Genomic DNA, 26,794 nt, shown 5'->3' on the forward strand with positions numbered 1-26,794 from the left:
TTTTAATCTGTATTATTATTGAGAATTACGCTTTTAAAACAAGACTTAATTCGGTCAATTGCTGTGCGTCAATTGCAGCAGGAGCGTCGATCATCACGTCTCTTCCCGAATTGTTCTTAGGGAAGGCGATAAAATCGCGGATGGTTTCTTGACCTCCTAAAATCGCTACCAAACGATCCAATCCAAAAGCCAATCCACCGTGTGGGGGAGCGCCATATTGGAAGGCATTCATCAAGAAGCCAAATTGTTCTTCTGCTTGTTCTGGAGTAAATCCAAGATATTTAAACATCAATTCCTGCGTGGCTTTATCGTGAATACGAATCGATCCACCACCGATTTCATTTCCGTTTAATACCATATCATAGGCATTGGCACGAACCTTACCTGGATCTGTTGCTAAAAGCGCGATATCTTCTGGTTTCGGAGAGGTAAATGGATGGTGCATAGCGTGGAAACGTTGACTTTCTTCATCGTATTCAAACAACGGGAAATCCACGACCCACAACGGTGCAAATACATCCGATTTTCTCAATCCCAAACGCGTAGCCAATTCCATTCTCAAAGCGCTCAATTGAGCACGAGTTTTATTAGCCGGTCCCGAAAGTACCATAATCATATCGCCCGATTGAGCTCCGGTTGCAGTAGCCCAAGCTTTTAAATCGTCTTGGTCATAGAATTTATCTACAGAAGATTTGTATGTTCCGTCTGCTTCAACCTTACAATAAACCATCCCAGTTGCTCCAACCTGAGGGCGTTTTACCCATTCGATTAAAGCATCGATTTCTTTTCTGGAGTAGCTAGCCGCTCCAGGTACTGCAATACCAACCACCAATTCTGCCGAGTTGAATACCGCAAATTCTTTATGCTGTGTTACTGTATTTAATTCTGCAAATTCCATACCGAAACGGATGTCCGGTTTGTCGTTTCCGTATTTTCTCATGGCTTCGTCATAAGTCATTCTCGGAAAATCTGCAGCATCTATATTGTGAATCGATTTCAATAGGTGTTTGGTCATGCCTTCAAAGGTGTTCATTACATCTTCTTGGTTTACGAACGCCATTTCACAGTCGATTTGTGTAAATTCTGGTTGTCTGTCCGCGCGTAAATCCTCATCTCTAAAACACTTAACGATTTGGAAATAACGATCCATACCACCCACCATCAACAACTGTTTAAAGGTTTGTGGTGATTGTGGCAAAGCGTAAAATTGACCTGGGTTCATACGAGATGGAACCACAAAGTCACGAGCTCCTTCTGGAGTGGATTTGATCAAATAAGGCGTTTCTACCTCACAAAAATCTTGTGCCGATAAATAATTTCTAACCTCTTGTGCTACCTTATGACGAAACAATAAGTTGTTTCTAACCGGATTTCTACGGATGTCTAAGTAACGGTATTTCATACGAATATCTTCTCCACCATCCGTTTCGTCTTCAATGGTAAACGGCGGCGTTTTGGACTCGTTTAATATCGTAAGTGATGTAACTAAAAGCTCAATATCTCCCGTTGGGATGTGGTTGTTTTTTGCTTCGCGCTCAATAACTTTTCCCGTTACCTGAATCACAAATTCACGACCCAAGGACTGAGCCATTTTAAAAACCGCTTGCTCCGTGCGATCGGCATCAAAAATCAATTGCGTAATTCCGTAACGGTCGCGCAAATCGACCCAAATCATAAACCCTTTATCACGGTTTTTGGCAACCCAACCCGATAAGGTGACTTCTTGATTGATATCGGCAGCTCTTAAAGCTCCACAATTATGAGTTCTATACATTCTTATTATTTTTAGACAAATTTAATAACTTATAGCGAATACAAATAAAGTTTAGACAAATAGTTCCACAACATTTGTTTTTTTCTGCTATTTCTATGTTTTTTTGGGCAATACCTTCGGTCCGGGCTATCCATTCTATCTTTGGTTTCGCGCGCTCCACCAAAGGATGCCATTCCTATCCCTATTGCAATCGATGAACTTTCAACTCCTTTTTAAAGGACTTTTTAGGCTATTTTTGCTTTGGCGCTGCGTTGGGTAAGCAAAAGGGCAAATGCCATCAAAGCACCACAAGCAGCCATACCGGCACCAACTAATTCTGGGGAGTTATATCCGAATCCCATAGCGATTGGTAAACCGCCTAAATAAGCACCCAAGGCATTTCCGACGTTAAAACTCGCTTGTCCTGCCGATGCAGCTAACATCTCTGAACCCTTGGCAGAATTGATTAAAATCATCTGTAGCGGCGAACCTATCGTAAAAGCTACTAGTCCGGTGACAAACGACATCAGATACGCCATAAATTCAATGTGAACCGTAAAGTAAACGATAATCAAACAGATGGTCATAGCTGAAAAGGAATAAATTGCCGCTTTGGTCGGAGAAAAGGTATCGGCTACTTTTCCTCCGATCAAATTACCCAATACCATACCCAATCCTACTAATATCATGATAAAGGGAATCTTTCCACCTTCAATTTTGGCTACATTGGTCATCAACGGCGCAATATAACTCATCCAGGCAAACAAACCTCCGGTACCGATGGAGATTAAAGCTACGAGTAACCAGGCTTGCCAGGTTTTAAAGAAAGACAATTGACTTTTGATATTGGTATTTTCTTGAGGTGCGATTTTAGGAACCCAAAAATACAAGGCCAGTAAGGTGATCAATCCCATCAAACTGATGATCGCATAGGTGTATCTCCAATGGAAGTGATGTCCGATATAAGTTCCAATCGGGACACCAAGTAAATTGGCCACCGTAAGTCCGGTAAACATAATGGAGATCGCTTGAGCTTCCTTGCCCTTTTGGGCGAGTTGGCTGGCGACAACAGAACCGACTCCAAAAAATGCTCCGTGTGGTAATCCCGACATAAAACGCGTAATCAGTAAGCTATTGTATTCCGGTGCGATTACAAAAAAAGCATTAAATACAAAGAAGATCAACATCAAAAACATCAAAACGTTTTTGGGAGGATATTTACTGGAAAGTAGGACCAATAAGGGCGCACCGATGACTACACCTAGGGCGTAAGTCGATATAAAGTGTCCTGCAGTCGGAATGTCGATTTGAATGTCTTTGGCGATATCGGGTAAAATTCCCATCATCGTAAATTCGGTCATTCCAATGGCGAGTCCGCCTATGGCTAGGGCAACTAAGCTTTTATTCATAGTGTAGAAGTGGTTGTTTTGGGTTTATGGTAATCACCATAAAGTTTAAAAGCTTCATCGTTTATAGAGAAGCGGAATTATTTTTGTGCAATAAGTAGTACTATTAGAGTTGAGCGCGTTCGTATGGTTTTGGCCATTCGATGGCATAATTCAAAGTTTTGGCGGCATTTAAGACAAAATGCGGATCTCTTAAAAAAGCTCTAGCAATGAAAATCAAATCGGCTTGGTTACTTTGGAGTATGTCTTCGGCTTGTTGTGCCTCGGCTATTAGACCAACGCAACCCGTAGTCATTTCCGTTTGTTCCTTGATGGCTGCGGCAAAGGGCACTTGATAGTTTGGACCGGTCGTTATCTTCTGATGCGCAACCCCTCCGCCAGTAGATACGTCAATTACTTCAACACCGCGTTCTTTTAAGGTACGAGCTAATCGAATCGACGATTCTAAATCCCAACCACCTTCAGCCCAATCCGTTGCAGAAATGCGAACCCATAAGGAGGTTTCGTCGGTCATTTTCGGTTTTACGGCGTCAATGATTTCTAATAAAAAACGAATTCTATTTTCAAAACTGCCTCCGTATTCGTCCGTTCTATTGTTGATGAGTGGTGAAAAAAATTGGTGAATCAAATAACCGTGTGCTGCGTGCAACTCTATAATTTGATAACCTGCTCGTATCGCTCTGTTTGCTGCTTTTTGAAATGAAACTACCAAAGCTTTGATTTCGGTTACACTCAAAGGTAGAGGAGGATGTTCGGATTCTCGAAACGGAATTTCCGATACCCCACGGGTTTGCCATCCGTTTTCGTGATCCGGGGCTATTTGTTCGCGACCCAACCACGGTTTATCACTACTAGCTTTTCGTCCAGCATGTGACAATTGAATACCCGGTATACTGCCTTGCGATTTGACAAAGGCGGTAATTTCCGCTAATTTTGAAATATGATCGTCTTTCCAAATTCCCAAATCACCATAAGAAATACGGCCATCAGCCGTTATAGCTGCTGCTTCCTGTATGATAGCTGCTGCTTGTCCAATTGCAAATTGTCCGGTGTGAACCAAGTGCCAAGAAGTAGCAAAACCGTCTTCAGAGGAATACTGACACATCGGACTGACAACAAATCGGTTTTTAAGTTCTAGATTTTTAAGACTTAAAGGTTTGAATACTAAGGGTGTGCTCATAAATAAGATGCTCCAAAATTAGATTACAAAGGTACATGCTATTTTTTTGAAAAGGTAAAAAGGATTCATAATTTAAATAATACGAAACTTAGTTACTTAAAAGTTTTTGGGTTTGCGACCAAGTTCTTTGTGTTTTTAATTCAATTGGTAGGGATAAAGCTCATAAACGGCATTGGCTTCATTGATGGTATAGCCTTTTTTATGCCATTTTAATGCCACTTCGTACAGGGTGAGATAGGTGTCGGGAGACTTTCCTTGTTTTTGCAGAATCAGGGCTTTATAGTACATCGCCTCGGAAAATTCTGGATATTGTATCAATGCTTGATCAAATAGGGTTATGGCTTCATCGTATTTTAGTTGTTCCATTTTGGTTATCCCTAAATAAAATAAATCGATATGGTGGGTATCCTTAAAGAATTTGGATTGAGTACGAATCGCTTCGTTAAAACTGCTTACAGCCATGTCGAACTGATTCAATTGCAATTGTGATAATCCAATATAAAAAGAGTAGGTATGATCCATTTCAAAGTTATCACCCCATTTTTCCTTACAGTCAGTAAAATCGGCTATGGCATCTTGGTAGGTTTTGAGAAATACACATTTTATAAAGGCTCTATAGGGTTGGTATCGTTTGGGATTATACAAAACTGCTTGGTCTAAATAGGCCATTCCTACCTCATACTTTCTCGCTTTAAAATAGGGCATAGCTTTTTGTTGCCATAAATAAGCTATAGTACTGTCTTGTTTTAAACCCTCATCTAGGCAGTTTTGCCACTCGTTCATGTGAGTATTATAGTTATAATTATGAGCGCAATTCGTTGCATATACAGTTATAAGAGAGTCTTGTTTGGCGGTGTTTGCCGTAAAGTCTCGGAATTGATCTTTTGTATGACTACAACCGTAGAGGGTTAAGGATAGTAGTAGGGTATATAAAATCGTTTTTAGCATTATCAATTTGTTTTTTGTCAGAAATGCTAATATAAAGATATAAGATGATTTGTGTAAGAATGAATAAAAGTGGTTTCACTTACATAAGTACAATTTGAACCGGTGTAAAAAGGAATCTTACTATTATCGTTTTATGCGATAAATCTACGATTGAAGATCTTTTGTGTTCGAATTATGCAGTTAAAGTGGTATTGCAGCTACTGGGCTAAGACTTTGTAAGTTGTTCTTTGAGGTAAGAGATAAGCTCGTCTTTTTCCTTTATTTGATTTTCGAGGTTTTGAATTAAAGCATGCAGCACCTTGTCAATAGCTTTGTGGTCTCTATGATAAGAAGGCAGTTCGTCTGAAAACCGCAATAAGTCTTGGGGTTGTATTTGATAGATTTTACAAAAACTTGTGATGTGGTTGACCCAAGAATTGCTTCTGCCATTTTCTATACGGGCATAGGTTGATTGTGATATGTGCAACATATCAGCGACAACTTCCTGTGTTAGGCATCGCCTCATACGTAAGGCCTTTAATTTTTGACCTATCAGCTTGTTCATAAGTAAATATTTTTTTGGATGATACTTAAGTGCTTGATAGAAGTGTTTATAATCAAGGAGTTAATATAGTTAATGAGCGGTGATTTTCCAATTTTTGAGTGGGTTTTTATGTGTTAAATTTCTGTGTAGTATAAATCCTTGTGTGGTCAACTAGAGTTGTTCTGGTAATTCACAATCTTAGAGGTCTTTAAACTTCAGGTAAAACCGACCTTCAATTTTCTCAAGTCCGACGATTCGCTCGGCGATTTGCTGTTGATTAAATTGGATAGTCATGGACTCTAATATATCGAAGTTTTCGAGAGAGAATCGTTTTTCTAACAGAAGCTGTGTCATAGCGGGGTCGTATTGCTGGAAGATCAATTGATTATTGGTGTAGTCGGCAATCAATACACAAAGCTGTTGATTGGCATCAATTTTAGCATCCCATATAGCGCTTGCTGTTATGATGGGATTGTATGCTGTGAGTTGGTTTATCTTGGGGTCTTCAGCATTTAATTGGGGCTCATAATCATCGATTTGTGTCAGTTTCTCTGGAAAAAGCTGGACAATTGTGAAGTTTTTTTCTTTGTTTTCTATTGTATTTTTGTCAAAAATCTGTACCTCTCCTAAATATTTGTCTAAGACGTATAGTTTGTCCGTTGAAGCGGAGTAAAGGGAAATTTTAAAGTAGTAACCCAATTTATTTTTTTTGAGGGCGATGGGTAAACTGCCAATATCGGTGTATTCCTCGTTGTTTTTATATACGCGTAGGACTTGAGCATCTCGATAGAATTTGGGGTCAAAGGGATTGTTGTCAAAATCACTTTGATCGAGTTCATAGCCTCGGGTTGGCCAACCCTTATACAGTGGGAAAGCAAAATAGTTTTTAAAAAACGGTTTATAAAAACTGTGAGAAACAAAAAACGGTGAAAGGGGTTGTAGTGTATCTTTAAAGTCTACTTTGGACTCAAAACGAATAAGGTCTGAAGGGCTATTGGTACCAAGTTTTTTTTCGATGAATAGGGGTGCATTGGCATAAAACGATGCTTTGCCCTCATACCAGATATCGGGAATGGATGCTGGTATACGCGTATTCCCGCTTTCGTCTACATAGGCATCTAAGTAGATTACTTTAGCAATACCCGTATCTATAAAGTCGCGCTGTATTTTTTTTCGATATTCGTTATCTGCGTCCACATCGATAAAAAGTTCTTCTTCTTCGGGATAATATTGCTGGATTAATAGTCCCTGACGATCATAAATCAGCACGTGATTCGTCGTTGCGTCTGTAAAATAAATCAGCTTAGTATTGGCATTGACATGGCGTGGACTGACAATTTTTTCAGCGCTTAAAAGCCATTGGTCATCCCAAAACGTATTGGTTGTGGTAGTATCTGTTTTTTTTATCTGATCCACTTCTTTGCAAGCGTGTTCGTCCTTATTATCAATAATAGATTGTATCCATTCGGAGGTGATAGCAGTTCCGGCAAGGGTGTTGATACTATAAAAGGTGCCTTTCGCAAGATCGATTTTATACAATTGCGGATAAGCGAGTTCAAAGGAAGCTTTGTAGTCGATGATTGTGTGATAAAAGCCGTCGGTATCGTATATAATGTGGGTATAATCGCTGATTGTGATTCCCTTGATTTGGTTGATATATTCAATACTCTTTTCATGGTTGTCTCCATCGACTACGAGTATTATCTCTTTGTTTTGTTGTTTGAGTAGGGTAGTGGTTGCCCAAATAGCAGTTTCACATCGCGGGCACGCACTGGGACGAAAGTGTAAGACATAGACCTCTTTTTGCTTTAAATCCAATGAGGAGAAGAGTTGTTTGATATGGCTTTCTTGTCCACAGCGAGGAGCAACCTGAATAATATGATCTTGGGCTGCAAGCGATTTGTGAATTAACAAGAAGACTACAAAGAGAAGTATTCGTATCATCAAGTGTTTTGTTAATTGATTAAAGTATAGCTGAATAGCTTGTAGTTCTGCTTTTTTAGATTATTGTTTAACTCTTATGAATTCAATATCAGCACCTTGTATGTTTCCATCTTTATCAAATGGTCCTTTAATGGCAGATACTTGTAAAACGTATGTTTCGGAATTCCTGGGTGTCGTTATTTGTACGATGGACCCTACGGCTAATTGAGGTTCCTTTGGAATAGTAAAGTCCGTACAATCGCTCCGGTCTCGATTGGGACAGTCTGTCATTTTTGGTGGAGAGATTAGCGTTTCTTGAGCCTTATATATTCTTGTTGTTTCGCTTGCAAACAATGTCAGGCTCATCAAAAGTGTTGTTAAAACAACGGTCATTCTTGTTTTCATAATATATATAATTTAAGGTTACAATCCTTTAAATTATCGGTTATGAGTCTATATTATAAAAATAGGAAGTGGCGTAGTTGATTGTTATCTAATAATTAGATAATTTAAGTCGTTTTTTGAATAAGTAGCTGAGGTACAAAATTTAGAAAAAAAAAGACCGTCTCTTTCGAAACGGTCCTTTTCAGTTGTTAATCTGTTTTTGTTTATTTTATCATATCTAAAATAATCGAAGGATAAATTCCTATAACGATATTGATAGTTATGGATATAATTCCGACGGCGTAATAAGCCATTGGAACTTTGATCGGTTCTGTTTGTTCGGTTTCCTCGTTTTTAGAGTAAAGTACTGCGATTACTTTAAAGTAGTAATAGATACTGATGAAAGAGTTGATCGCTCCAAAAATCACTAAGGTCAATTGGTTGTTTTCAAGCGCTTGAGAGAACAAGAAGAATTTACCAAAGAAACCGGCAAAGATTGGAATACCTCCCATAGAAAGTAGTGAGGCAGTTAAAATACCAGCCAATAGTGGGTTGGTTTTACCCAATCCTTTAAACAACGACAACAATTCTTCGTCTTTGTTTTTGGTAACCAAAATGACTACGGAAAATGCAGCAATACCCGCGATAGCATACGCTACTGCATAGTAGAATAAACTCGGAGCAGAGTTGCCCAGGTTTACCAAAGCCATCATCATAAAACCAGCATGTGAAATACCTGAATACGCCAATAAGCGTTTGATGTTATCTTGACGTAGCGCCATGATATTACCAACGGTCATGGTCAGTATGGCGATAACAACTATGGCAGTCATATAATTGCTAGGCATCGTAACCGTAAGGCTTACGCTTAGCTTGTATAAGGTGGCAACAGCTACTACTTTAGCCAAAGTACTCATCATCGCTGTCGTTAAGCTTGGAGCGCCTTGATACACGTCTGGAGCCCAGAAGTGGAAAGGAACGGCAGCAATTTTAAACAACATTCCGATGATCATCATCAGTACGCCAATTTTATACCATGCAGGAATAGCTCCTGTCGCAATAATGCGGAATATTTCGTGTAGATCAAAAGAACCAGTTGCACCGTAAATCAATGCGATACCGAATAGAATTACCCCTGAGGCAAACGAGCCCAAAAGAAAGTATTTCATACCCGCTTCATTGCTCTTGATGTGGGTTCTGTTACTACCAGCTAGAATGTATAAGGTTATTGATAGAATTTCTAATCCCAAGAAAAACATGGCCATATTACCAAAACTCACCATAGAAACAGCGCCTAAGAGCAGGAATAGTTTTAGGGATACATAATCGGAAATCTTTAAGGCGTCTTCATTTTCGTAGAAATCCGTACTTAAGGCAACCAAAAAGGTGGTTAGTACAATAAACAAACTAGAAAAAGCTACCGAAAATGAATCTACAACAATCATGTTGTTGTAAAAAGATTCGGTGACGTTTAGGTTATTTAGCGTGATACCCAGTATGGCTAAAAGCCCGATGACGGTCATAGGGACTATTAATTTTCTCAAATTAACAATCTCTACTACCAGTACTAAAACCGCTAATGCTGCAATCGCTATTATTGTGTTCATTGGTGTTATTTAGGATTTATGATATTCGGATTTTATCCGAGTTCCATTATACTGTTACTTAATTTGTGATACGATTTCTATCAAACTCGGCGTGATTAAATCAGTGATTGGTTTTGGATATATACCCAAGAACAACACTACTCCTGCTAAGATTACCAATACAAATCCTTCATTAAAGTTTAGATCTGCAAAAGGTTTGCTGTTGGTTTCACCCAACATCACTTTTTGGAACATTCTCAACATATAAAAAGCACCAAAAATGATACTACTACCTCCGATTACCGCATACCAAATATTGATTTGAGATAGACCGAATAACAAAGAGAATTCACCTACAAAACTAAAAGTTCCCGGTAGACCCACAGATGCAAACATCAAAATCATAAACAGTGATGATAAAACAATTGCTTGCTGACGAATACCGCCCAACTCACCTATATTTCTAGTTTGGTATCTTCTGTATATGATTTCTGCAATAAAGAACAAACCTACTATAACAAATCCGTGAGCCAACATTTGGTAAACGGCACCGCGCAAACCGTCTAGTGTCAGTGTATAAGTTCCCGCAGCGATTAAACCAACGTGGGATAACGAAGAGTAAGCAAAGAAACGTTTGATGTTCGATTGTCTTAAGGCTACGATAGCACCGTAAACCACACCGATCAAACTCAAGACGATGATGGTACTCATCAAATCTTTAGCCGCTTGTGGAGCGATTGGAATTTGCCAACGTATAATCGAATACAATCCCATTTTTAGCATAATACCCGACAAAAGCATGGTTCCTACAGTAGGAGCTTTTTCATAAGTAGATGCCTGCCAAGTATGGAAAGGAAAAATAGGAATCTTGATGGCGTAAGCCAAGAAGAAGGCTAAGAAAATCCAATACTGTTCGTTGGCAGTAAGCGATACATTATATAAATCTTGTAATAAGAAACTGCCGGCTTTTTGGTATAAGTAGATAAAAGCTACCAACATAAATATCGAACCTGCAAAGGTATAGATGAAAAACTTAAGTATAGCTTTTTTGCGTTCTTCAAAAGTATCATTACCCCAAAGTAAGGCGATGAAATAGATCGGAATCAAGGCCAATTCCCAGAAGATATAATATAAGAAACCATCGGAAGCCAAGAATGTTCCGGTCATGGCAAAGGACATAAAAACAACCAAACCGTAAAACGATTTTGATTTTTCAATAGCAGTACCAAATGAAGAAAGAACAATAAGTGGCGTCAATAGCGTCGTTAGTAAAACCAAAGCCAAAGCCAATCCATCTGCTTTTAAAGCAAAGAAGATGTTGGGTTTATTCATCCATTGCACTACATATCCAGCATCAACCCCTTGAAGGTGTTGATTGATCAATAGTAAAGTTTCTGCAAAAGCGATAACTCCAACAAGAAGTGCTACTTTCGGAGCCATTTTGTTACCGGAGAGATAAGTTGCCAATGCGCCAACTAGTAAAGTGATTAATAGTATCGTTACGTTCATTTTTATAAATTAACTTGCAATGAATAAATAGTAAAATAAGAAACAAATCCCGAATACAAAGGCAAATAAATATAAGCCAATATTTCCGTTTTGCGCTCTTTTTCCTTGTAGGGATAGTCCGTCTGCAATTTTAGCTAAGCCAAATACCGTTTGTGAAATACCCACTTCAACAAAATCTTTAAAGAAAGTCGCCAAACCGTAAATAGGGGCAACAATCACTTTCATATAGATTTCATCGATATAATACTTGTTGTAAAGTGTTTTGTGGAAACCGCTGATTTGCTCATCGGCAACGGGCACTTCTGATTTTTTGATATACTTGTTGTAAGCAATACCCAATCCGATTAAAGCACCGATGATCGCTAAAGCCATTAAGATATATTCGGTCATTCCCATTACGTGAGGATGTGCCGCTGCATTGTTTTTAATCACTGGAGCTAAGAACCCGTTTAACCAACTGTTTCCAGGTAAACTGATCGCACCCCCAACTACAGACAATACTCCCAATACAATAAGCGGAATCGTCATCGAAGAAGGACTTTCGTGTAAGTGATCTTTTTGCGCTGCTGTTCCTCTAAAATCTTTAAAGAAAGTAAGGTACAACAAGCGGAACATATAAAATGCAGTGAATATAGAGGCAACAGCTCCTAATACCCAAAGGATGATGTTTTCATGAAAAGCCACCATTAAAATTTCGTCTTTAGAGAAGAAACCTGCAAATGGAGGTATACCTGAAATAGCCAAAGTAGCCAATAAGAAAGTGATATAAGTTACTTTCATATATTTTCTTAAACCACCCATTTGTCTCATATCCTGTTCGCCACCCATAGCATGAATAACCGAACCAGAGCCCAAGAACAAACAAGCTTTAAAGAAAGCATGCGTAATTACGTGGAATACAGCAATTTCATAAGCACCAAAACCGATAGCCATAAACATCAATCCCAATTGAGAAACGGTAGAATAGGCCAATACCTTTTTTATGTCGTTTTGAACCAAACCAATTGAAGCGGCAAAAATAGCGGTACAAGCACCAACGATGGCGATGATGTTTTGAACTTGAGGAGCTAAGTCGAATAAGAAGTTTAAACGGGTAATCATAAAGATACCTGCGGTAACCATGGTAGCCGCGTGAATTAATGCGGATACTGGAGTTGGTCCGGCCATCGCGTCTGGCAACCAAGTGTATAGTGGAATCTGCGCACTTTTACCTGCAGCTCCAATAAATAGAGCCAAGGTAGCATAGCCGATCCAAGTGTTTACGTGATGTGTAGTTCCGTTAACCAAAGCTTCTTTAATGGTCATATAATCCAAAGTTTGGAACAAATAACCTAAGATAAAAACTCCGATCAAAAAGCCCAAATCCCCAATACGGTTCATGATAAAAGCTTTTTTTGCAGCGTCGTTATACGATTGGTTTTTATGCCAAAACCCGATTAGTAGGTAAGAACAAAGTCCAACACCTTCCCATCCAATAAACATGATTAATAAGTTGCTTCCCATGACCAACAGAATCATAAAGAAGATAAATAGGTTTAGATAAGCGAAAAACTTATGGAAGTTCTCGTCTCCCTTCATATAGCTTGTAGAGTATAGGTGAATCAAAGTACCGATTCCCGTTACGAATAACAGCCATAAAATAGACAATTGATCGATTAAAAAACCAAAGGAAATAGAGAATTTCTCTAAGGCCATCCAGTCAAATAAATGAATTTGTATTGCTTGCTGTGTTTGGTTGATTTGAAAAAACAACATCACACTGATGATAAAGGAAACGAATACCGAAGCCGTTCCTATAATTCCCGAAGCACTACCTAATTTTTTTCCGAAGAAAAAGGTCGTTAGAAACCCCAGTAAAGGGACTATTAATAAGAGTAAAATTACGTTTGTATCCATTCGGGATTATCCTTTTAAGTTTTTTAAATTGTCAATGTCGATAGATCCGATATTTCTGTATATCGATACCAAAATGGCTAAACCTACAGCAACTTCCGCCGCCGCTACAGCCATAGTGAAAAATACAAAAACCTGCCCCGAGGCATCTTGATGTAAGGTTGAAAAGGCAACCAATAATAAATTGGCAGAGTTCAACATGATTTCTATAGACATAAACATGACTATGGCATTTCTTCTATATAAGATTCCAAATACGCCTACGCAAAACAGTATAACTGATAAGTAGATATACGATTCAATTCCGATTATTTCTAAAACTCTTTCCATAATTAAGTGGTTTTATTATCTTTTTTAGAAATTAATACAGCCCCAATCATTGATAATAACAACAAGACTGCTGCCATTTCAAATGGAACTACATATTCATTAAGTAGTACTTGTCCCAAAACTTTAATCGATTGAAAGTCGTCACCGGAGTTTTGATAGGTTTCAACAATTGGATTGGCTTTCATTATAGCCGCAACAAACACCAAACCGATTAAGCAGAATGCTACGGTAGCGGTTAATTTTACGACGATTGGTTTTTGAATTTCCGTACTGATGTTGAGGTTCATTAACATGATGGTAAACAACATCAAGATCATGATAGCACCTGAATAAACCATAATGTGTACCATACCCAAAAACTGAGCATTTAATAAAATATAATGACCAGCTATAGAGAAAAAACTTACCACTAACCAAATAGCGCTGTGGATTGGGTTTTTACTCAAGATGGTTAAAGCTGCACTTCCGATGGTTAGGGTCGAAAGAATATAAAATAGAATTTCTATCATAATTACGCTTGATTCTGTTTAGTGTTTTGAATGGCTGCATCTAAAGGCATCACCAACTTATCTTTTCCATAGATAAAATCTTCGCGATTCATGCTTGATTTTACGATGGTTTGTGATTTCGTCAAGTAAATCGCTTGTTTTGGACAGGCTTCTTCACACAAACCACAAAATATACAACGCAACATGTTGATCTCGTAGATCTCAGCATATTTTTCTTCGCGGTATAAGTGTTTTTCTTCTGCAGTACGCTCAGCAGATTTCATAGAAATGGCTTCTGCTGGACAAGATAGGGCACATAGGCCACAAGCCGTACAGCGTTCACGTCCTTCTTCGTCGCGCATCAAGGTATGGCGTCCTCTGTAAACAGGACTAAATGGACGCGTCATTTCTGGATAACTGATCGTTACTTTCTTTTTGAATAAATGTTTAAAAGTAACCATCATCCCTTTGATAATCGCCACAAGGTAAATTTTCTCCGACCAGGTCATGGTCGTGTTGGTTACCTGTTTTTTTCTGCCTGATAATGAAATAGTATCTAAAGCCATGTTTTTTATTTTAAGAGTAAGATAACTACTGCTGTAATAATAATATTAAATAGTGCCAATGGAATCAGGTTTTTCCAACCTAAATTCATCAATTGATCGTAACGGAAACGCGGTATAGTCCAACGTACCCACATATATACAAAGATGAAAAAACAGATCTTGATAAACAAGACGATGATTCCAATGATATTAGCTGGATTTACTCCCCAGTTGGTCACTGCCCAATCCATACCCGGATAGTTGTATCCACCGAAATATAAAACAGCTATGATCGTTGACGAGATAAACATACTGGCGTATTCCGCAAATAGGAAGAATCCCATTCTCATCGAAGAATATTCAGTATGGTATCCACCGATTAACTCTTGCTCACATTCTGCAAGGTCAAAAGGAGTTCTATTGGTTTCTGCAAACGAACATACCAAGAATATTAGGAAACCTAAAGGTTGGTAAAATACGTTCCAGTTCATGCCCGATTGTTGTAGGGAAATTTCTCTTAAACTCAAGGTTTGCGTCATCATCAATAAAGCGATGATCGAAAGTCCCATAGCTACCTCATACGAAATCATTTGCGAAGCGGCACGCATGGCGCTCATCAAAGAGAACTTATTGTTGGAAGCCCATCCACCAATCATAATTCCGTATACACTAACTGATAATACGGCAAATACATAAAGCATGGCCACATTGATATCGGTTACTTGTAGGAGAATATCTCTGCCGAAAAGGTGTAAACGGTCTCCCCATGGAATAACAGCACTAGTCATCAGTGCGACAGTCATAGAAATAGTTGGTCCTAAAATAAATAAAAATTTATTAGGAGTGTCTGGAGCATACTCCTCTTTGGAGAAAAGTTTAAGTCCGTCAGCAAGAGGTTGTAGAATCCCGCCTTTACCAGCTCTGTTAGGGCCGATACGATCCTGAATCCAAGCGGCGATTTTACGTTCCGCTAAGGTCGAATACATAGCCATAACCATAGTGATGGCAAAAACGATAAGGATAATCACACCCTTTTCAATGATGATAGTATTGTCCATTTTTGAATGAAATTATTTTTTAGATTCCTCTGCTTTATAAGGGATGTTTTTCATACTAATCTTATAACGATCTTGATCACGTCCTTTTAAGATTTGCGCTTCTGTATTGATCACGACTTTTTGTAAAGGTTGTGTATAGTTATTTTGGTTGATGACAGAGAATTTTTCGAATTTTCTCGGTCCTTCAATAACCCAATCTTTAGTGTCTTTATGGTCGAAGCGACATTCGTTACAGATGAACTCTTCGACTTCGTGATAGATGTCTTTTCGGGCAGTAACTCTTTGAATTTCGTCACCAAACATCCAAAGCGTTGTTTTACCACAACATTTATCACAATCTCTGTGGGCATTAAATGGTTTGTTAAACCAAACACGTGATTTGAAACGAAATGTTTTATCAGTCAAAGCTCCAACAGGACAAACGTCAATCATGTTTCCAGAAAACTCATTGTCTATCGCTGCCGACACACAAGTTGAAATTTGGGAATGATCTCCGCGATTTAATACCCCGTGTACACGTCCATCGGTGATTTGGTCTGCTGTCATTACACAACGGTAGCACAAAATACAACGATTCATATGCAGTTGAATCTTGTCGCCGATGTTCTCGGGTTCAAAGGTTCTTTTTTCCTCTTTAAATCGAGTCGCTTCTTTTCCGTTGTTGTAACTGAGGTTTTGTAAATCACATTCCCCTGCTTGATCGCATACTGGGCAATCCAGCGGGTGGTTGATCAACAAAAATTCAGTAACCGACTTTCTGGCTTCGACAACTCTCGGTGAAGAAATGCTTTTTACTTCCATACCGTCCATAACTCCTGTTACACAAGAAGCCATTAACTTAGGCATCGGACGAGGATCTGCCTCGCTTCCTTTGGCCACTTCGACCAAACAGCAACGACATTTTCCGCCACTTCCCTTTAATTTGGAATAGTAACACATAGCAGGAGGAACTGATTCTCCTCCAATCATTCTGGCTGCTTGTAGAATAGTTGTTCCTGGTTCTACCTCAATTTCATGTCCGTCTATTGTAACTTTCATAACTATATGTTTTAGGTTCAAAGTTTGCGAACAAACCTTTAAACGTAGGCTTAAATTTATATGGTTTGTTTCGAAATCAGGTGCTTCACACTTTCAAAGGGTTCTGCAACATAATGATCTCTGTTTTTAATCTTTTCAGGGAATAAAATATGGTATTCAAATTCTTCTCTGAAATGACGTATAGCCGCTGCTACTGGCCAAGCTGCAGCATCACCTAGAGGACAGATGGTGTTTCCTTCAATCTTACCTTGGATGTCCCATAGTAGATCGATATCCTCCATGTTTCCTGTTCCCGTTTCGATACGGTGCAATACTTTTTCCATCCAGCCGGTTCCTTCTCTACACGGCGAACATTGTCCACAGCTTTCGTGAGCATAGAAACGAGCAAAATTCCAAGTATTTCTAACGATACAAGCCGTGTCGTTGTATACGATAAATCCACCAGAACCCATAGATGACCCCGTTGCAAATCCACCATCGGCTAACGATTCGTAAGTCATCAAACGATCTTCTCCCGTTGCGGTTTTGTATATCAAATGCGCGGGAAGTATCGGTACGGATGAGCCTCCTGGAATTAGGGCCTTGATGGGTCTGTCGTCAATCATACCTCCAAGATATTCGTCGGAGTTGATAAACTCTTCTACTGTAATTCCCATTTCAATTTCATATACTCCAGGATTTTTAACATGACCAGAAGCAGAAATTAATTTAGTTCCCGTTGAACGACCTACACCTATTTTAGCGTATTCCTCACCGGAATTCATAACAATCCAAGGCACATTGGCAATGGATTCCACGTTGTTTACCACCGTAGGGTTTTTCCATAAACCACTAACAGCAGGGAAAGGAGGTTTAATACGTGGATTTCCTCTTTTTCCTTCTAACGATTCAATCAACGCGGTCTCTTCACCACAGATATATGCACCCGCTCCACAATGTACATGTAGGTCTAAGTGATAATCGGTTCCCAAGATGTTTTGACCCAACCAACCCGCGTCATAAGCTTCCTTAATCGCGCGTTCTAATATTTTATAAACCCACATATATTCCCCTCTGATATAGATATAAGAGAGATGTGCGCCTAGAGCATAACTCGAGGTTATCATTCCTTCAATCAATAGGTGAGGAATGTATTCCATTAAAAAACGGTCTTTAAAAGTTCCCGGTTCAGACTCATCAGCATTGCAAACCAAATGTCTCGGGTTGCCCGATTTTTTGTCGATAAAACTCCATTTTAATCCTACGGGAAATCCTGCTCCACCACGACCTCGCAATCCAGAAGTTTTGACCTCTTCCGTAATTTCGTCGGGTTGCATGGTTTTTAAAGCCTTCTCTACAGAGGCATAACCTCCATTTTGACGGTAAACTTCATAAGTTTTTATACCCGGAATATTGATCTTATCTAATAATATTTTCTTTCCCATGATACTATTTGTCGTGAAGAATTATTTTACCTGCTTTGCAGTCCTCTATAATTTGATCGATTTTTTCTTTGGTAAGGTGCTCTTGGTAGAAATCTCCCAATTGCATCATTGGTGCATATCCACAAGCGCCCAAGCATTGAACACCAACAACGGAAAACAGACCGTCAGCTGTGGTTTCTCCTGGGGCAATTTGTAGTTTTTCACAAGCATACTCCAGCATATCGTCTGCACCACGCAAACCACAGCAGGAAGTAAGGCAAAATTCAAACATATACTTACCCATTGGTTTTTGATTGTACATGGAGTAGAATGTAACTACTTCATATACTTCAATAGGGCGGATGTGTAGGATTTCGGCTACAGTATCCATCAATTCGGTACTCAACCAATTGTCGTGAGCATCTTGTACTTCGTGTAAAACGGGAAGTAGGGCAGATTTTCTCTTATCGGCTGGGTAATGGCTGATCAATTCGTCTAAACGCGCTTGAAGAGCCGGTGTGATATTTATAGTTTGTTTGTAAGCTGTCTTTTCCATATTCTTAAGCGTCTAATTCTCCTGCGATAACATTCATACTCGATAAGGTGATGATGGCATCGGACAACATCTGTCCTTGAACCATATCGTTATACGCTTGATAATATATAAAACAAGGTCTTCTAAAGTGAAGTCTATAAGGCGTTCTACTTCCATTGGTAATCAGGTAATACCCCAACTCACCGTTTCCTCCTTCTACGGGTTGGTACACTTCTGTATTTGGAACGGGTATCTCTCCCATCACAATTTTAAAGTGGTAAATCAAGGCTTCCATGTTTTGGTAAACATCTTCTTTTGGAGGTAGGTAATATTCTGGAACATCTGCGTGATAAGGGCCTTCTGGCATTTTGTCCAACGCCTGTCTGATGATCTTTAAACTTTCCCATACTTCGGCATTACGAACGGTAAAACGGTCGTAACAGTCTCCGTTTTGTCCAACAGGTATATCAAATTCGAAATCTTCGTAGGAGCAATACGGTTGCATAACTCTGATGTCGTAATCTACACCTGCAGCACGTAAGTTTGGACCAGTAAAACCGTAGCTAATCGCTTTTTCGGCAGTAATGCCCCCAACGCCTATGGTACGATCCATAAATATCCTATTTCTTTCGAGTAGGCCTTCAAACTCTTTCCAAATCGCTGGGAATTCCGCTAAGAATTCATCGATTTTACGGAAAGCAGCAGGGCTCCATTCTCTTTCAAATCCACCTATACGTCCCATATTTGTAGTTAATCGGGCACCACAGATTTCTTCGTAAATTTCATATATTTTTTCGCGGTATTGGAATACGTATAAGAAACCGGTTAAAGCTCCGGTATCTACGCCCATTACCGAACTACATATAATGTGATCGGCAATACGAGCCAATTCCATAATGATGACACGTAAATATTGTACGCGTTTAGGGATTTCGATTCCCAATGCTTTCTCCACAGTCATCCACCAACCGGTATTGTTGATTGGAGAAGAACAATAGTTTAAGCGGTCTGTTAAAACATTGACTTGATAAAAAGGTCTGTTTTCTGCAATTTTCTCAAATGCACGGTGTATATAACCTACGGTTCCTTCTCCATCGATGATTTTTTCTCCATCCATCAATAGGATGTTTTGAAAAATACCGTGGGTAGCGGGATGCGTAGGGCCTAGATTAAGAATAGATAGTTCCGTTCCGTCCTCTTTTAAACGTTGTTCGATGAGCTTCGCATATCGATGCTCTGGTGGTAATAATAGGTCTGACATAGTTTGGTTGCAGTCTTATTTCAGGTTTCTATTAACAGTTGTGTACAGTTCTTCCGAAGAATCGATCGTCTTTGTCGGTTCTTCCTCCGTCTTCTAAAGGATATTCTTTTCTCAGTGGAAAAGAAACCATTTCATCCATGTTTAAAATTCGTTTTAATTGTGGATGGTTTTTAAATATAATACCGTAGAAATCGTAGGTTTCTCTTTCTTGCCAATTGGCACTTAGAAATAGATCAGAAACCGTGTTTACTTCGGGTTTTTTTATGTTTAAATAAGTCTTGATTCTGATTCGAACATTGTCAAGCCAGTTGTGCATATGATATACGACAGCCAATTGTCTGTCTTCGGTATAGTCTGGATAGTGAATTCCACAAACGTCGGTTAAGAAGTTAAAGCGTAAAGTCTCATCATCTTTTAAAAAGGCCATTACATCATGCAAAGCATCCGGTGCCACTTCAAAAGTAAAAATATCGTGTTGCTGATAAAATTCAGTAACCGATAGCCCGAAGTTTTCAATCAACATATTTTGAATAACAGCAGTCTCTAAAGCCATTTTATTTGATTTTATAAGAATTTAATAAATCTGTATATTCTTCCGAACTTCTTCTTCTAACGGATTCTGATTTTACGATATCTTGTAATTTCAAAATTCCATCTAGAATTTGTTCTGGTCTTGGAGGGCATCCAGGTACATAAACGTCAACAGGGATTACCTTATCGATACCTTGCAGTACTGAATAAGTGTCAAAAATCCCTCCTGAAGAGGCACAAGCACCAACGGCAATTACCCATTTTGGTTCAGCCATTTGTTCGTAAACCTGTCTTAAGATCGGAGCCATTTTTTTAGCGATGGTTCCCATGACCAATAACATATCTGCTTGTCGAGGCGAGAAACTCATACGTTCCGAACCAAAACGAGCCACGTCATAATGCGCAGCCATAGTAGCCATAAACTCAATACCACAACATGAAGTAGCAAAGGGAAGTGGCCACATCGAATTGGCTCTAGCCAATCCAACAACCGTATCTAGTTTAGTAGCAAAAAATCCTTCTCCAGAATATCCATCCGGTGCATCGGCCATTTTATATTTAGATTTATCGTCCATAACTTGCCTGTTTTAGTCCCATTCGAGACCTTTTTTCTTAAATTCATATAGAAGACCAATGATCAATAGGAACATGAATATCCCCATTTTCCAAAAACCTTCCCAGCCCATTTCCTGAAAATTGACGGCCCAGGGGTACAAAAAGATTACTTCAACATCAAACAATACAAAAAGTATTGCGACAAGAAAGTATTTTACATTAAAAGGAATTCTCGCGTTTCCTACCGATTCGATTCCACACTCAAAATTGATATCTTTGTTATGAGATTTTCTTTTAGGCCCTAATAGACCTGATATATATACAGTTAATACAACAAAACCAGCTGCTAAGCCAAGCTGCATTAAAATCGGTATAAAATCTAATTGGGTTGATTGCATAAAAAAACATTTTTAATATAAATTACACAAATATACTCTGAAGGGAGATTATATCAAATTATATAGAGATACACTTCTCCTTTTCTAGGTAAGTAGGGCTAATAAATAATTAGACTAATTATAAATAACAAGATGTTAGAACAAAAAAAACCGCTCTTAAAGTAAGAACGGTTTATAAGCCAATGGAAAATAATATATAATTAATCTTCTATTACCTCTACTTGTGCGGCTACTTTGCCTTTTCTTCCTTCTTCTTCAACATAAGAAACGCGGAAACCTTCTTGAAGTTCACTTCCGTTTAATCCAGTAGCATGTACAAAAATATCATTCCCTGTTTGATCGTCTGTGATGAATCCGTAACCCTTTTCTTCGTTGAAGAATTTAACTTTGCCTGTTCGCATTTTAAAAAAAAAAATATTAATAATGCTCAAAGATATTATAATTATTGACATCTACAATTTTTAAGATAAAAAATGTAGGTTTTTTTTAAGGTGATTTTAGAGCAAAAAAAAACCGCTAAAATAGCGGTTTTTGGTTTATTCTTGTGGTGCTTTCATCGTGAAATCTTCCATAAATGCTGTGGTATAATTACCAGCAACATAATTTGGATCGTCCATTAATTGTCTGTGAAAGGGTATCGTTGTTTTGATTCCTTCAATAACGAATTCGTCTAATGCGCGTTTCATTTTGTTAATTGCTTCTTCTCTGGTTTGAGCCGTGGTAATTAACTTAGCGATCATCGAATCGTAATTTGGTGGAATCGTGTAGCCTGAGTATACGTGAGTGTCTAAACGAACTCCGTGGCCTCCTGGTGCGTGTAGGGTAGTGATTTTACCCGGTGAAGGTCTAAAACCATTATAAGGATCTTCCGCATTGATTCTGCATTCGATAGAGTGCAATTGAGGAAGGTAGTTCTTTCCGGAAATAGGTACTCCTGCTGCAACCAGTATCTGTTCGCGAATCAAATCGTAATCGATGACTTGTTCGGTAATAGGGTGTTCTACTTGGATGCGAGTATTCATTTCCATAAAGTAGAAATTTCGGTGCTTGTCTACCAAAAATTCAATAGTTCCTGCTCCTTCGTATTTGATGAATTCAGCGGCTTTAACCGCAGCTTCTCCCATTTTGTCACGAAGTTCATCGGTCATAAATGGCGATGGAGTTTCTTCGGTTAATTTCTGATGTCTTCTTTGGATGGAGCAGTCACGTTCTGATAAGTGACAAGCTTTTCCGTAAGAATCTCCGATGATTTGGATTTCGATATGTCTTGGCTCTTCAATCAGTTTTTCCATGTACATACCGTCGTTTCCAAAGGCCGCAAGGGCTTCTTGACGAGCATCTTCCCATCCTTTTTGAAGATCTTCTTCTTTCCAGATCGCGCGCATCCCTTTTCCTCCACCACCTGCAGTGGCTTTGATCATTACGGGATATCCGGTTTCTTTGGCTATAATTCTAGCGTCTTCTAAGCTTTCAATGATTCCATCAGATCCAGGTACCGTCGGTACACCAGCTAATTTCATAGTCGCTTTAGCGCTTGATTTATCTCCCATCTTGTCTATCATATCTGGTGAAGCTCCGATGAATTTGATTCCATGTTCTTCACAGATTCTTGAAAACTTAGCGTTTTCTGAAAGAAATCCGTACCCAGGGTGAATAGCATCTGCATTGGTGATTTCTGCCGCTGCAATAATGTTTGATATTTTTAAATACGATAGGTTGCTTGGAGGTGGACCGATACAAACCGCTTCATCTGCAAATCTTACGTGTAAACTTTCGGCATCGGCAGTCGAGTATACGGCTACGGTTTTGATACCCATCTCGCGACATGTTCTAATAATTCTTAGAGCAATCTCACCTCGGTTTGCGATTAATATTTTTTTAAACATCTTTTGAAATTTTAAATTTTACTTGGGTTTAAATCCTTGTTCTAAAGGTTTTTAGAAATGATTTAAATTTCTTAAGATGGATCAACTAAGAATAAAGGTTGGTCAAATTCAACTGGTGAAGCGTCGTCAACCAATACTTTTACGATTTTTCCTGAAACTTCTGATTCAATTTCGTTGAAAAGTTTCATAGCCTCAATAACACAGACAACATCTCCGGTTTTGATGGTAGTTCCAACTTCTGCAAATGCCGGTTTATCTGGCGATGGCTTTCTGTAGAACGTACCGATGATTGGAGATTTAACAGTGATGTATTTAGAATCTTGATCAGCAACTTTGGCAGCCTCAGTAGCAGCAGCTGACTCAGCCGTTGGAGCGGTAGGAGCTGTTGGTTGAGCGGCAGCAGCTTGAGGAAGCGCAGAGTTAACGGGAACTTGTTGGATATAAGTTGTTTCTGTGCTTCCAGCATCGGTGGTTTTGATGGTGATTTTAAAATCATCCATTTCTAATTTTACTTCAGTAGCACCTGACTTTGCTACGAATTTAATTAAGTTTTGAATTTCTTTAATGTCCATACTTTTGGTATTGGTTAGTTGTTTTATTTGTTATATGCCCACTTGAGGTAAATGGCACCCCAAGTAAATCCTCCGCCAAATGAGGCGAATATGATGTTGTCACCTTTTTTTAATTGGTTTTCGAAATCACAAAGTAATAGTGGAAGTGTAGCGGAAGTGGTGTTTCCGTATTTTTCAATATTGATTAGTACTTTGGACTCGTCTAAATTCATTCGATGTGCTGTAGCATCTATAATGCGTTTATTCGCTTGATGAGCTGCTAACCAGTTAACGTCGTTATGTGTTAGATTGTTGCGCTGCATGATTTTCTCGCTGACATCAGCCATGTTGGAAACGGCATATTTGAAAACGGTTTTACCATCTTGGAAAACATAGTGTTGTTTGTTGGCAACGGTTTCTGCTGATGCGGGAAGTATTGATCCGCCAGCTTCGATTTTTAAGTAATCCCGTCCAACGGCATCGCTTTTTAATATTTCATCTTGAAGACCATAACCCTCATGGTTGGGTTCAAAAAGAACAGCGCCTGCTGCGTCACCAAAAATGATGCAGGTGGCGCGGTCGGTATAATCAATTATGGAAGACATTTTGTCGCTTCCAATAAGTAATACTTTTTTGTATTTGCCGGATTCGATATACGCAGAGGCAACCGACATCCCGTATAAGAAACTTGAACAAGCCGCTTGAAGGTCAAAAGCAAAAGCATTAGTAGCGCCAATTTGAGTCGCTACAAAAACAGCAGTGCTTGCAACGGGCATGTCTGCAGTAGCCGTAGCTACAATAACTAAATCGATTTCCTTAGGATCAAGACCCCTTTTTTCGATTAGGTTTTCAGAGGCTTTGATAGCCATGTAAGAAGAGCCTTTTCCTTCTCCTTTGAGAATTCTTCTTTCTTTTATTCCAGTTCTTGTCGTGATCCATTCGTCGTTGGTATCAACCATTTTCTCTAACTCTTTGTTGGTTAGTACATATTCTGGTAAATAGCATCCTACGGCGGTAATGGCAGCGTTTATTTTTGTCATATGGGGGTGCTTTGTATTAAAAACATTCCAAAAAGTGGTGGAAATTACAAAAAAAAAATGAAAGCAACTGTTATTTTCAGTTCGGAATCAAATCGCGATTTTAAATAACAAAAAAAACTCTCACACATTGTGAGAGTTTTCCCTTATTTTTCTTGATAATTATGCTACAGCTACGGCTTTGTCTACGACAACTTGCCCTCTGTAATATAATTTTCCTTCATGCCAGTAAGCTCTGTGGTAAAGGTGAGCTTCACCTGTGATTGGACATGTAGCAATTTGAGGAGCAACCGCTTTATAATGCGTTCTTCTTTTATCTCTTCTTGTTTTCGAGGTTTTTCTCTTAGGATGTGCCATCTTACTGTATTATTTATCCGTTAATAGTTTTTTTAATTGATCCCATCGAGGATCAGTATCATTATCTTTGTTACTTTCAATTTCTTCGTTCTCTTCTTCTTCCTCTTTTTCCTTGCTATAACCTAAATAGTCTAAAGCTTCAGAATCTAAACTCCCGTCTAAAACTCCAGGGTGAACCCTTTTGTGCGGAATAGATAAGGCAATCATTTCATAAACATATTGAGCCACATCAATTTTGTGTTCATTAAAAGGAATGACAATGTATTTGTCGTGATCCTCATTAAATTTGTCGCCAAACTTAACGATGATCTCTAATTTTCCTTTTAAGGGCATATCAAAATCCTGAGCTGTAACGTCACATGGAACATTTACATGGCCTTCAAACGAGAAGGAAAACTCAAGATGTGTACTTTTTTTATTTAAAAGAACGACAACGTCTGCTTTAATATCGTTGAAATCATCAAAATTATAAAGTTCAAAGAACGATTTATCTATTTGATTTTCAAACTGGTGTTTTCCTAATTTTAGCCCTATAAAAGGAATCAAGAATTGTTTTTCATTACTCATGAGAACATGATTTGAGCGTGCAAAGATATAAAATAATTATAATTACAAGCAGGTTATCAATATTTTTTTGATGTAAAATCTTTTTGTCGTGTAACTAACGGCTCTTTAATGAGTTCTGCATTGATTTTTCGGTTCTTAAAAACATCTATAGCTAAATATATCGCTTCTCTGAATGAGCTAGGATCAGCCAAGCCTTTTCCGGCTATTTCATACGCAGTTCCATGATCTGGCGAGGTGCGTATTTTATTAAGTCCTGCGGTGTAATTTACTCCAGTTCCAAACGCGAGTGTTTTAAATGGTGTTAGGCCTTGGTCGTGGTAACAAGCCAGGATGGCATCAAATTTTTCGTACTGATTGGAGCCGAAAAAACTATCAGCAGCAAAAGGTCCTGTTATTAAAATGCCTTCGCCAAAGAGCTTTTTAACAGTTGGGTTGATGGTTTTTAGTTCTTCCTGCCCAATAACGCCGTTATCTCCACTATGCGGATTTAATCCCAAAAGGGCAATACGCGGTTTTAAGATGTTAAAATCTTCTTTCAAACACTTATTCAGTGTTTTTACTTTGCGTATAATCAGTTCTGCTGTGATTTCTTTGGCAACGTCTTTTAATGGAACGTGATCTGTTAACAAACCGATGCGTAGTGAATCGCTAACCATCAACATCATCGCATCACCTTCTAGCTCTTGATTGAGGTAATCTGTGTGGCCAGGATGTTTAAAGTCTTCATCCTGAATGTTGTACTTATTGATGGGGGCGGTCACTAAAACATCAATCAAATCGGCTTTTAACGCCGCAGTAGCTTCGGTAAATGATTTAATCGCGTATTTTCCGATCAAAGGATCGTTGGTCCCAAAGCTTACATTGACAGTCTCTTTCCAGAGGTTTAATACGTTTATTTTTCCTTTAACGGCTTGTTCTAAATGGTCTATTCCGTGTATGGCAGCATTGTTGCCTAATATTTTCTTTACAAAAGAGAAAGGCTTTGAATTGGCAAAAATTATTGGGGTACACAATTCGAGCATGCGGTTGTCTTCGAAAGTTTTAAGGATGATCTCGCTTCCGATTCCGTTCATGTCTCCGATTGAAATGCCAAGCTTTATGTTTTCTTCTTGATGGTTCATAATAAGCTGTAATTTATTGCTAATTTTG

28 protein-coding genes are annotated in these 26,794 nt (G+C 38.8%); all 28 read right to left on the minus strand.

The features are described 5' to 3' along the window. Positions 1–25 precede the first annotated feature (25 nt). On the minus strand, positions 26–1,774 hold the full coding sequence (aspS, locus tag L1275_RS12215) for an aspartate--tRNA ligase (RefSeq protein WP_253473556.1): 1,749 nt from the start codon (positions 1,772–1,774) through the stop codon (positions 26–28). 224 nt (positions 1,775–1,998) lie between these two features. After that, positions 1,999–3,162, minus strand: a complete 1,164-nt coding sequence (locus L1275_RS12220) for an MFS transporter (RefSeq protein ID WP_253473559.1) — start codon at positions 3,160–3,162, stop codon at positions 1,999–2,001. 103 nt (positions 3,163–3,265) lie between these two features. Further along, the gene (locus tag L1275_RS12225; RefSeq protein WP_253473562.1) at positions 3,266–4,339 is read right to left on the minus strand and encodes an NADH:flavin oxidoreductase/NADH oxidase; all 1,074 of its coding nucleotides are present in this window, start codon (positions 4,337–4,339) and stop codon (positions 3,266–3,268) included. A 135-nt stretch (positions 4,340–4,474) separates the two neighbouring features. Continuing rightward, positions 4,475–5,287, minus strand: a complete 813-nt coding sequence (locus tag L1275_RS12230; protein WP_253473565.1) for a tetratricopeptide repeat protein — start codon at positions 5,285–5,287, stop codon at positions 4,475–4,477. Between the two features lie 205 nt (positions 5,288–5,492). Continuing rightward, a complete protein-coding gene (locus L1275_RS12235) occupies positions 5,493–5,831 on the minus strand; it encodes a helix-turn-helix domain-containing protein (protein ID WP_256499884.1) in 339 nt (112 codons plus the stop codon). Positions 5,832–6,008: 177 nt separating this feature from the next. Then, the gene (locus tag L1275_RS12240; protein WP_253473571.1) at positions 6,009–7,754 is read right to left on the minus strand and encodes a hypothetical protein; all 1,746 of its coding nucleotides are present in this window, start codon (positions 7,752–7,754) and stop codon (positions 6,009–6,011) included. Between the two features lie 60 nt (positions 7,755–7,814). After that, a complete protein-coding gene (locus L1275_RS12245) occupies positions 7,815–8,099 on the minus strand; it encodes a hypothetical protein (RefSeq protein WP_253473573.1) in 285 nt (94 codons plus the stop codon). A 242-nt stretch (positions 8,100–8,341) separates the two neighbouring features. Then, a complete protein-coding gene (locus L1275_RS12250) occupies positions 8,342–9,724 on the minus strand; it encodes an NADH-quinone oxidoreductase subunit N (protein ID WP_253473576.1) in 1,383 nt (460 codons plus the stop codon). A gap of 54 nt (positions 9,725–9,778) precedes the next feature. Continuing rightward, positions 9,779–11,212 (minus strand): NuoM family protein, encoded by a 1,434-nt coding sequence (locus L1275_RS12255; protein WP_253473579.1) that lies wholly within the window; start codon positions 11,210–11,212, stop codon positions 9,779–9,781. Between the two features lie 9 nt (positions 11,213–11,221). Beyond that, the gene (nuoL, locus tag L1275_RS12260) at positions 11,222–13,108 is read right to left on the minus strand and encodes an NADH-quinone oxidoreductase subunit L (protein WP_253473582.1); all 1,887 of its coding nucleotides are present in this window, start codon (positions 13,106–13,108) and stop codon (positions 11,222–11,224) included. A 6-nt stretch (positions 13,109–13,114) separates the two neighbouring features. Continuing rightward, positions 13,115–13,435 carry an NADH-quinone oxidoreductase subunit NuoK gene (nuoK, locus tag L1275_RS12265; protein WP_219294875.1) on the minus strand — a complete coding sequence of 107 codons (321 nt, stop codon included), beginning with the start codon at positions 13,433–13,435 and terminating at the stop codon, positions 13,115–13,117. 2 nt (positions 13,436–13,437) lie between these two features. Further along, the gene (locus tag L1275_RS12270; RefSeq protein ID WP_253473585.1) at positions 13,438–13,944 is read right to left on the minus strand and encodes an NADH-quinone oxidoreductase subunit J; all 507 of its coding nucleotides are present in this window, start codon (positions 13,942–13,944) and stop codon (positions 13,438–13,440) included. 2 nt (positions 13,945–13,946) lie between these two features. Then, entirely contained in the window at positions 13,947–14,489 is a 543-nt protein-coding gene (locus tag L1275_RS12275; RefSeq protein WP_219294873.1) for an NADH-quinone oxidoreductase subunit I, read from the minus strand. Positions 14,490–14,494: 5 nt separating this feature from the next. Beyond that, a complete protein-coding gene (nuoH, locus tag L1275_RS12280) occupies positions 14,495–15,526 on the minus strand; it encodes an NADH-quinone oxidoreductase subunit NuoH (RefSeq protein WP_219294872.1) in 1,032 nt (343 codons plus the stop codon). A gap of 12 nt (positions 15,527–15,538) precedes the next feature. Continuing rightward, positions 15,539–16,564 carry a 2Fe-2S iron-sulfur cluster-binding protein gene (locus L1275_RS12285; RefSeq protein ID WP_253473588.1) on the minus strand — a complete coding sequence of 342 codons (1,026 nt, stop codon included), beginning with the start codon at positions 16,562–16,564 and terminating at the stop codon, positions 15,539–15,541. Positions 16,565–16,620: 56 nt separating this feature from the next. Continuing rightward, positions 16,621–17,988, minus strand: coding sequence for an NADH-quinone oxidoreductase subunit NuoF (gene nuoF / locus L1275_RS12290; RefSeq protein WP_253473591.1), 1,368 nt, complete (start codon positions 17,986–17,988; stop codon positions 16,621–16,623). 4 nt (positions 17,989–17,992) lie between these two features. Further along, complete coding sequence (gene nuoE, locus L1275_RS12295; RefSeq protein ID WP_253473594.1) at positions 17,993–18,523, minus strand: NAD(P)H-dependent oxidoreductase subunit E; 531 nt, start codon at positions 18,521–18,523, stop codon at positions 17,993–17,995. A gap of 4 nt (positions 18,524–18,527) precedes the next feature. After that, complete coding sequence (locus tag L1275_RS12300; RefSeq protein ID WP_253473597.1) at positions 18,528–19,763, minus strand: NADH-quinone oxidoreductase subunit D; 1,236 nt, start codon at positions 19,761–19,763, stop codon at positions 18,528–18,530. Positions 19,764–19,794: 31 nt separating this feature from the next. After that, positions 19,795–20,316: an NADH-quinone oxidoreductase subunit C gene (locus tag L1275_RS12305; protein WP_253473600.1), complete on the minus strand. Its 522-nt coding sequence runs from the start codon at positions 20,314–20,316 to the stop codon at positions 19,795–19,797. A 1-nt stretch (position 20,317) separates the two neighbouring features. Beyond that, entirely contained in the window at positions 20,318–20,869 is a 552-nt protein-coding gene (locus L1275_RS12310) for an NADH-quinone oxidoreductase subunit B (protein ID WP_253473603.1), read from the minus strand. 12 nt (positions 20,870–20,881) lie between these two features. Then, the gene (locus L1275_RS12315) at positions 20,882–21,247 is read right to left on the minus strand and encodes an NADH-quinone oxidoreductase subunit A (RefSeq protein WP_253473606.1); all 366 of its coding nucleotides are present in this window, start codon (positions 21,245–21,247) and stop codon (positions 20,882–20,884) included. 200 nt (positions 21,248–21,447) lie between these two features. After that, positions 21,448–21,648: a cold-shock protein gene (locus tag L1275_RS12320; protein WP_219294864.1), complete on the minus strand. Its 201-nt coding sequence runs from the start codon at positions 21,646–21,648 to the stop codon at positions 21,448–21,450. Between the two features lie 135 nt (positions 21,649–21,783). Then, positions 21,784–23,133 carry an acetyl-CoA carboxylase biotin carboxylase subunit gene (gene accC / locus L1275_RS12325; protein ID WP_253473609.1) on the minus strand — a complete coding sequence of 450 codons (1,350 nt, stop codon included), beginning with the start codon at positions 23,131–23,133 and terminating at the stop codon, positions 21,784–21,786. Positions 23,134–23,204: 71 nt separating this feature from the next. Next, complete coding sequence (gene accB / locus L1275_RS12330; protein ID WP_253473612.1) at positions 23,205–23,705, minus strand: acetyl-CoA carboxylase biotin carboxyl carrier protein; 501 nt, start codon at positions 23,703–23,705, stop codon at positions 23,205–23,207. Between the two features lie 23 nt (positions 23,706–23,728). Beyond that, a complete protein-coding gene (locus tag L1275_RS12335; protein ID WP_253473615.1) occupies positions 23,729–24,724 on the minus strand; it encodes a beta-ketoacyl-ACP synthase III in 996 nt (331 codons plus the stop codon). Positions 24,725–24,883: 159 nt separating this feature from the next. Further along, a complete protein-coding gene (gene rpmF / locus L1275_RS12340; protein WP_219294860.1) occupies positions 24,884–25,078 on the minus strand; it encodes a 50S ribosomal protein L32 in 195 nt (64 codons plus the stop codon). Positions 25,079–25,087: 9 nt separating this feature from the next. Next, on the minus strand, positions 25,088–25,645 hold the full coding sequence (locus tag L1275_RS12345; protein ID WP_253473618.1) for a DUF177 domain-containing protein: 558 nt from the start codon (positions 25,643–25,645) through the stop codon (positions 25,088–25,090). Positions 25,646–25,701: 56 nt separating this feature from the next. Beyond that, entirely contained in the window at positions 25,702–26,766 is a 1,065-nt protein-coding gene (gene pdxA, locus L1275_RS12350; RefSeq protein ID WP_253473621.1) for a 4-hydroxythreonine-4-phosphate dehydrogenase PdxA, read from the minus strand. Positions 26,767–26,794: the final 28 nt, after the last annotated feature.

The organism is Flavobacterium sp. HSC-61S13 (genome assembly GCF_024171535.1).
GTDB lineage: Bacteria > Bacteroidota > Bacteroidia > Flavobacteriales > Flavobacteriaceae > Flavobacterium.

Excerpts from the sequence above, each read along its gene's own strand:
- rpmF (WP_219294860.1), bottom strand. The coding sequence starts at position 25,078 with ATGGCACATCCTAAGAGAAAAACCTCGAAAACAAGAAGAGATAAAAGA.
- L1275_RS12285 (WP_253473588.1), bottom strand. The coding sequence starts at position 16,564 with ATGAAAGTTACAATAGACGGACATGAAATTGAGGTAGAACCAGGAACA.
- L1275_RS12255 (WP_253473579.1), bottom strand. The coding sequence starts at position 11,212 with ATGAACGTAACGATACTATTAATCACTTTACTAGTTGGCGCATTGGCA.
- nuoE (WP_253473594.1), bottom strand. The coding sequence starts at position 18,523 with ATGGAAAAGACAGCTTACAAACAAACTATAAATATCACACCGGCTCTT.
- L1275_RS12225 (WP_253473562.1), bottom strand. The coding sequence starts at position 4,339 with ATGAGCACACCCTTAGTATTCAAACCTTTAAGTCTTAAAAATCTAGAA.
- L1275_RS12345 (WP_253473618.1), bottom strand. The coding sequence starts at position 25,645 with ATGAGTAATGAAAAACAATTCTTGATTCCTTTTATAGGGCTAAAATTA.
- L1275_RS12240 (WP_253473571.1), bottom strand. The coding sequence starts at position 7,754 with ATGATACGAATACTTCTCTTTGTAGTCTTCTTGTTAATTCACAAATCG.
- L1275_RS12305 (WP_253473600.1), bottom strand. The coding sequence starts at position 20,316 with ATGGCTTTAGAGACTGCTGTTATTCAAAATATGTTGATTGAAAACTTC.
- L1275_RS12320 (WP_219294864.1), bottom strand. The coding sequence starts at position 21,648 with ATGCGAACAGGCAAAGTTAAATTCTTCAACGAAGAAAAGGGTTACGGA.
- L1275_RS12270 (WP_253473585.1), bottom strand. The coding sequence starts at position 13,944 with ATGATAGAAATTCTATTTTATATTCTTTCGACCCTAACCATCGGAAGT.
- L1275_RS12300 (WP_253473597.1), bottom strand. The coding sequence starts at position 19,763 with ATGTCAGACCTATTATTACCACCAGAGCATCGATATGCGAAGCTCATC.
- L1275_RS12275 (WP_219294873.1), bottom strand. The coding sequence starts at position 14,489 with ATGGCTTTAGATACTATTTCATTATCAGGCAGAAAAAAACAGGTAACC.
- nuoF (WP_253473591.1), bottom strand. The coding sequence starts at position 17,988 with ATGGGAAAGAAAATATTATTAGATAAGATCAATATTCCGGGTATAAAA.
- aspS (WP_253473556.1), bottom strand. The coding sequence starts at position 1,774 with ATGTATAGAACTCATAATTGTGGAGCTTTAAGAGCTGCCGATATCAAT.
- L1275_RS12220 (WP_253473559.1), bottom strand. The coding sequence starts at position 3,162 with ATGAATAAAAGCTTAGTTGCCCTAGCCATAGGCGGACTCGCCATTGGA.
- L1275_RS12230 (WP_253473565.1), bottom strand. The coding sequence starts at position 5,287 with ATGCTAAAAACGATTTTATATACCCTACTACTATCCTTAACCCTCTAC.
- L1275_RS12250 (WP_253473576.1), bottom strand. The coding sequence starts at position 9,724 with ATGAACACAATAATAGCGATTGCAGCATTAGCGGTTTTAGTACTGGTA.
- L1275_RS12245 (WP_253473573.1), bottom strand. The coding sequence starts at position 8,099 with ATGAGCCTGACATTGTTTGCAAGCGAAACAACAAGAATATATAAGGCT.
- nuoH (WP_219294872.1), bottom strand. The coding sequence starts at position 15,526 with ATGGACAATACTATCATCATTGAAAAGGGTGTGATTATCCTTATCGTT.
- accC (WP_253473609.1), bottom strand. The coding sequence starts at position 23,133 with ATGTTTAAAAAAATATTAATCGCAAACCGAGGTGAGATTGCTCTAAGA.
- pdxA (WP_253473621.1), bottom strand. The coding sequence starts at position 26,766 with ATGAACCATCAAGAAGAAAACATAAAGCTTGGCATTTCAATCGGAGAC.
- L1275_RS12315 (WP_253473606.1), bottom strand. The coding sequence starts at position 21,247 with ATGCAATCAACCCAATTAGATTTTATACCGATTTTAATGCAGCTTGGC.
- L1275_RS12235 (WP_256499884.1), bottom strand. The coding sequence starts at position 5,831 with ATGAACAAGCTGATAGGTCAAAAATTAAAGGCCTTACGTATGAGGCGA.
- nuoK (WP_219294875.1), bottom strand. The coding sequence starts at position 13,435 with ATGGAAAGAGTTTTAGAAATAATCGGAATTGAATCGTATATCTACTTA.
- accB (WP_253473612.1), bottom strand. The coding sequence starts at position 23,705 with ATGGACATTAAAGAAATTCAAAACTTAATTAAATTCGTAGCAAAGTCA.
- L1275_RS12310 (WP_253473603.1), bottom strand. The coding sequence starts at position 20,869 with ATGGACGATAAATCTAAATATAAAATGGCCGATGCACCGGATGGATAT.
- L1275_RS12335 (WP_253473615.1), bottom strand. The coding sequence starts at position 24,724 with ATGACAAAAATAAACGCTGCCATTACCGCCGTAGGATGCTATTTACCA.
- nuoL (WP_253473582.1), bottom strand. The coding sequence starts at position 13,108 with ATGGATACAAACGTAATTTTACTCTTATTAATAGTCCCTTTACTGGGG.